Source organism: Streptomyces apricus, assembly GCF_008369065.1.
Classification (GTDB): Bacteria; Actinomycetota; Actinomycetes; order Streptomycetales; family Streptomycetaceae; genus Streptomyces; species Streptomyces apricus.
Map to the genome: position 1 here is coordinate 1 of NZ_VDFC01000123.1, position 4075 is coordinate 4075.

General features: G+C 74.6%; 4 protein-coding genes. 3 read left to right on the plus strand and 1 reads right to left on the minus strand.

The window, feature by feature from the left end; all coding sequences use genetic code 11:
• Nucleotides 1–80: 80 nt before the first annotated feature.
• A complete protein-coding gene (locus FGF04_RS38305; RefSeq protein ID WP_149516004.1) occupies nt 81–1265 on the minus strand; it encodes a PucR family transcriptional regulator in 1185 nt (394 codons plus the stop codon).
• A 216-nt stretch (nt 1266–1481) separates the two neighbouring features.
• Here FGF04_RS38305 and FGF04_RS38310 point away from each other — a divergent pair, with 216 nt between their 5' ends.
• From FGF04_RS38310 to FGF04_RS38320, 3 genes are read left to right on the plus strand one after another with little or no spacing between them, the layout of a single operon-like run.
• A complete protein-coding gene (locus tag FGF04_RS38310; RefSeq protein ID WP_149516005.1) occupies nt 1482–2288 on the plus strand; it encodes an ABC transporter ATP-binding protein in 807 nt (268 codons plus the stop codon).
• Nucleotides 2289–2298: 10 nt separating this feature from the next.
• Nucleotides 2299–3186, plus strand: a complete 888-nt coding sequence (locus FGF04_RS38315; RefSeq protein ID WP_235882731.1) for an ABC transporter ATP-binding protein — start codon at nt 2299–2301, stop codon at nt 3184–3186.
• Entirely contained in the window at nt 3183–4073 is an 891-nt protein-coding gene (locus FGF04_RS38320; protein ID WP_149516006.1) for a branched-chain amino acid ABC transporter permease, read from the plus strand. Before FGF04_RS38315 ends, FGF04_RS38320 begins: the two co-directional genes overlap by 4 nt.
• Nucleotides 4074–4075 lie beyond the last annotated feature (2 nt).

Genomic DNA, 4075 nt, shown 5'->3' on the forward strand with positions numbered 1-4075 from the left:
AGGGGCGCGGGGAACTGCGCAGGAGCGCGCAGCGCGACAGGGGGGTCTGGGGGCGCAGCCCCCAGGCGGTGACCCTCGGGTCACCCCAAGCGGTACGCGTCCAGGGCCAGTGTCATCTCGATCAGGTCCCGGGGGCGCGCCAGCGACCGGGACGTGAGCTGCTCAAGGCGGCGCAGCCGGTTGAAGACCGTGTTGCGGTGGCAGTACAGGCGCCCGGCCGCCCGCCCGGCGGACCCCTCGCAGCACAGCCACGCGTCCAGCGTCTCCAGCAGCACCGCCCGGTCCGCCGGCTCCAGCTCCAGCAGCGGCCCGAAGACGTCCGACACGAGCCGCCCGGCCAGCTCCGGCTGGCTGACGACGAGCGCCGTCGGCATCCGCTGGTCGAGCCGTACGACGGCGGTCGCGTCCGGCGCGCACGTGCGCAGCGCCAGCTCCGCGAGCCGCCGGGCCCGCCCCAGCTCGGCGAGCCCGGCGACCACCGGACTGATCCCGCCGGGACCGGAGCAGCGCCCGTCGAGCGCCCGCGCGATCCCGTCCAGGCCCTGCCCGGCGTCGAGGGCCACCACCCCCMCCTCGCAGTCCGCCCGCATCCGCCACACGAACCGCAGCCCCTCACCGCCCACGGGCCGCCGCACGGGCTCGCGCCGTTCGCAGCGCAGCACGACGACGGCGTACGGGCCCCGCTCGGGCAGGTCGAGCCCCGCGGCGGCGCGCGCCGCCAGGCCCGGCGCCTCCTGCCCCTCCAGGAGCGCGTCGAGCAGCGCCTGCAGCCGTTCGTCGGTCCGCCGCCGCAGCTCCGCCTCGGTGGTCAGGTACGCCCCGGTCGCCGTCGCGGCCTGCGCGTCCACGGCGGACCACACCATGGTCGCCGATCGCATCAGCGCGCCCAGCCGCTCCGGCTCCTTCCCGGCCGCGCCCTCCATCAGCGCGTCCCACACCAGATAGCCCGCGGCGCGGTACGCGTGCACCAGCAGCTCCAGCGGCAGGCCCTGCTGGGCCCGACGGCGCCCCGCGTCCTCCGCGTACTCCAGGTCGCGGCGCGGCGAGTCCCGCGGCGCGGAGATCGTCTCGATCCCGATCCGCATCGCCTCCTCGGCCTCCCGCCACTGCTGGTCGTAGGGCAGGAACTCCCCGTAGACGGGGGAGTGCGCGGCCAGTTGCCGCATGTGCTCGTCGACCAGCTCCGGCAGCCGCTCCAGCAGCGCCGTGCAGGACTCGGCGAGCAGCTTCCAGTCGTCACCGGTACGCCTTCTGCGGGCTCCCATGACCGGAGGATGCCATCGCCCGCCCGCCCCGCGCAGGCCCCTGACACGCGGTGTTGTGCGCGCGCACAACGCGCGCCCGCACCCGCTGGTCACCCGCAGCGATTCGCCCGCCTGCCGTGGACGCACGCCCGCGCCGGTGCTGTCGTGAGCGCCACACCGACCGTGAACACGCCGCCGGGGCACGGCGGTCCGGAGCGCGACGACAGGGGGAATGCCATGGGTGGTCCAGGGCTGGCCGTACAGGAACTGTCGGTCGGATACGGGCCCGTACGGGCACTGCGCCAGGTCTCCCTCGACGTGCCGGAGGGGGCCGTGGTCACGGTCCTCGGCGGCAACGGGGCGGGCAAGACGACCTTGCTCCGGGCGATCTGCCGGACCCTGTCCTTCCACGGCGGCGCGGTGACCGGCGGCACGGTGAGCCTGGACGGCCGCCGGATCGACGGGGTGCCGCCGGACCGGGTGGTCGCCGCCGGGATCTCCCAGGTCCCGGAGGGGCGGCAGGTGTTCACCCGGATGACCGTCGCCGACAACCTGCGTTCCGGCGCGCTCGGGGCCACCGGGGGCCGCGTGGAGCGGGCCGCCGCCCTGCGCCGCGTCCACGAACTGTTCCCCGTCCTCGCCGACCGCGCCCAGCAGCGGGCCGGCCTCCTGTCGGGCGGGGAGCAGCAGATGCTCGCGGTCGGCCGCGCCCTGATGGCCGGCCCGCGGATGCTGCTGCTCGACGAACCGTCCCTGGGACTCGCCCCGTTGATGGCCGAGCGGATCGCCGCGACGATCCGGGAGATCAGCGCCCAGGGCACCTCGATCCTGCTCGTCGAGCAGAACGCCGCCCTCGCCCTGCGCCTCGCCTCCCGCGCCTACGTCCTGGAGGTCGGCGAGGTCACCCTGTCCGGTCCCGCGGCCGAACTGGCCGCCTCCGACGAGGTGCGCCGCCGCTACCTGGGCGTGGTCGACGAGGACGCGGCGGCCGACGCCGAGCGGGCCCGCGCCTCGCACCCGGCGCTGACCCGATGGAAGGGGTGAGCACCTCACCATGACGAACGACGCGCCACCACAGCCCGGTTCACCCGGCACCGACACCGGATCCAGCACCGGCACCGGTTCCGGTGCACGTGCCGACGCCGGTTCCGACGCCGGCGTACCGCCGCTGCACGTCACGGACCTGACCGTGCGGTTCGCCGGCCTGACCGCCCTGGACGCGGTCGGCTTCACCGTGCGTCCGGGCACCGTCCACGCCCTCATCGGCCCCAACGGAGCCGGGAAGTCCACCTGCTTCAACGTCCTGTCCGGCGTCTACCGCGCCACCGCGGGCAGCGTCCGCTTCGGCGGGCACGAACTGACCGGGATGCCTCCGCACCGCATCGCCGGCCTGGGCGTCGCCCGCATCTTCCAGAACCTCGCCCTGCCGCCGCTCGCCACGGTCGAGGACAGCCTCCTGCTGGGCCGCCACCGGCTGACCCGCAGCGGCTTCCTCTCCACCGGACTGCGGCTGCCGGCAGCGGCCCGTGAGGAGCGCCGTCACCGTGAACGCGTCCGTGAGATCGCCGAGTTCGTCGGCATCTCGTCCTGCCTCGGCCGTCCGGCGGGCTCCCTGCCGTACGGGCAGCAGAAACTCGCCGAACTCGCCCGCGCCCTGTGCATGGAGCCCCGGCTGCTGCTCCTGGACGAACCGGTGGCGGGCATGACCGCCGACGAGCGGACCCGTACGGCCGCGGTGATCGCGGGCGTCCGCGACAGCCTCGGCATCTCGATCGTCCTGGTGGAACACGACATGGGGGTGGTGATGCGGCTCGCCGACGCGGTGACCGTACTCGACTTCGGGCGCCGCATCGCGGACGGCGCCCCCGCCGACGTGCAGAACGACCCGGCGGTCGTGCGCGCCTACCTCGGGGAGCGCCCCGACGAGGAGGCCGCGTCATGAGCACCTTCGTCGAACTCCTCCTCAACGGCATCTCGATGGGCTCGGTCTACGCCCTCATCGCCCTCGGCTTCGTGGTCATCTTCCGGGCCACCGAGGTCGTCAACTTCGCCCACGCCTCGCTGCTCCTGGCGGGCGGGTACTTCACCGCGACCCTCCACGACGACCTCGGCTTCTGGCCCGCCCTGCTGGTCGGGATCGCCGGGGCCGCGGTGGTCGGGGCGGCCGTCGAGTTCCTGGTGATGCGCCGCTACCGGGGCCACGACCACAGCGTCCTCGCCATCGTCACGATCGGCGTGGACATCCTGCTCACCACGGAGCTGACCCGGCGGATCGGCACCGACGTGCTGCCGCTGGGCGACCCGTGGGGCGACTCGGTGCTCACCGTCGGCCCGATCTCACTGGCCCACACGCGCATCGCCGCCTTCGTCACCGCGGGCCTGCTCATCACGGTCTTCCTGCTCGCGTTCCGCTACACCTCCTGGGGTGTCGCCATGCGGGCCGCCGCCGAGAGCGCCGAGACGGCCGCGCTGATGGGCGTACGGCTGGGCCGGGTGTCGCTCGGCGCCTGGGCCGTGGCCGGCGGACTGGCCGCCGTCGCCGCCCTGTTCCTGACGGTCTTCCCCACCCCGGGCCTGGAACGGGCCACCTCGCTGGCCGCCCTCAAGGCCTTCCCCGCCGCCATCCTCGGCGGCCTGGACTCCACCACCGGAGCGCTCGTCGGCGGCCTGGTCGTCGGCGTCACGGAATCCCTCGCGGCCGGCTACCAGAGCGAACTGAGCTTCCTGGGCCGGGGCCTCGGCGACGTCGCCCCCTACCTGGTGATGACCGTGATCCTGCTCATCCGGCCCGCCGGGCTGTTCGGCACGAAGGAGCTCGCCCGTGTCTGAGA